A 1,124-nucleotide genomic window follows, 5' to 3' on the forward strand; every position below is an offset into this window, starting at 1 on the left:
CACTGGCACCGAAACCCGCGAACTCCTGCTCCAGCACGATGACATCCGCCCCGAGCGCCCTCATCACGTCTTCAGGCTGGTAATTCCAGACGCCGATTTCGGACGCCAGGGTGATGAAACCGTTCTTGGTGGTGACCCAGCGCGCCGGACGCAGACCGTTACGGTCGAGCAGGCACACTGCGTAGCGACCATCGGTCATGACCACGCCGGCCGGACCATCCCACGGCTCCATGTGCATGGAGTTGTACTCGTAGAACGCACGCAGGTCCGGGTCCATGGTTTCGACGTTCTGCCACGCCGGCGGAATGATCATCCGCACGCCACGGAACAGGTCGATACCGCCGGTGACCATCAGTTCGAGCATGTTGTCCATGCTCGACGAGTCGGAACCGACGCGGTTGACCAGCGGGCCGAGTTCTTCCAGGTCCATCAGATCGTTGGCGAACTTGGTGCGGCGAGCCACGGCCCAGTTGCGGTTGCCGGTAATGGTGTTGATTTCGCCGTTGTGCGCCAGGAAGCGGAACGGTTGGGCCAACGGCCATTTCGGCAAGGTGTTGGTGGAGAAGCGCTGGTGGAACACGCAAATCGAGGTTTGCAGGCGTTCGTCACCCAGGTCCGGATAGAAGGCGGCCAGATCGGCCGGCATCATCAGGCCTTTGTAAATAATGGTCTTGTGGGAAAAGCTGCAGACGTAGTGATCGACGTCGGCGGCGTTGGCCACGGACGAACGACGACGGGAGGTGAACAGCTTGACGGCCATGTCCTGGTCGCTCAGGCCTTCGCCACCGATGAACACTTGCTCGATCTGCGGCAGGCGCTCAAGGGCAAGGCGGCCGAGGACGCTGGTGTCGATCGGCACTTTTCGCCAACCGACCAGCTGCAGGCCGGCAGCCAGGATCTCGCGGTTCATGTTCTCGCGAGCGGCTTCGGCCTTGACCGGGTCCTGGTTGAAGAAAACCATGCCCACCGCATATTGCCTGGGCAGCTCTACGCCGAAGGTTTCCTGGGCAATGGCTCGCAGGAATGCGTCCGGCTTTTGAATCAGCAGACCGCAACCGTCACCGGTCTTGCCGTCGGCATTAATCCCACCGCGGTGGGTCATGCAGGTCTGGGCCTCGATGGCC

General features: G+C 61.8%; 1 pseudogene. It reads right to left on the bottom strand.

The features are described from left to right. Positions 1–61 precede the first annotated feature (61 nt). Positions 62–1,124, bottom strand: a pseudogene (gene gltB, locus ACQKP2_RS33030) (glutamate synthase large subunit); the annotation flags it as partial.

Origin of the sequence: Pseudomonas sp. NPDC089569 (genome assembly GCF_050280625.1) — a bacterium.
In the GTDB taxonomy this organism is placed as follows: domain Bacteria; phylum Pseudomonadota; class Gammaproteobacteria; order Pseudomonadales; family Pseudomonadaceae; genus Aquipseudomonas.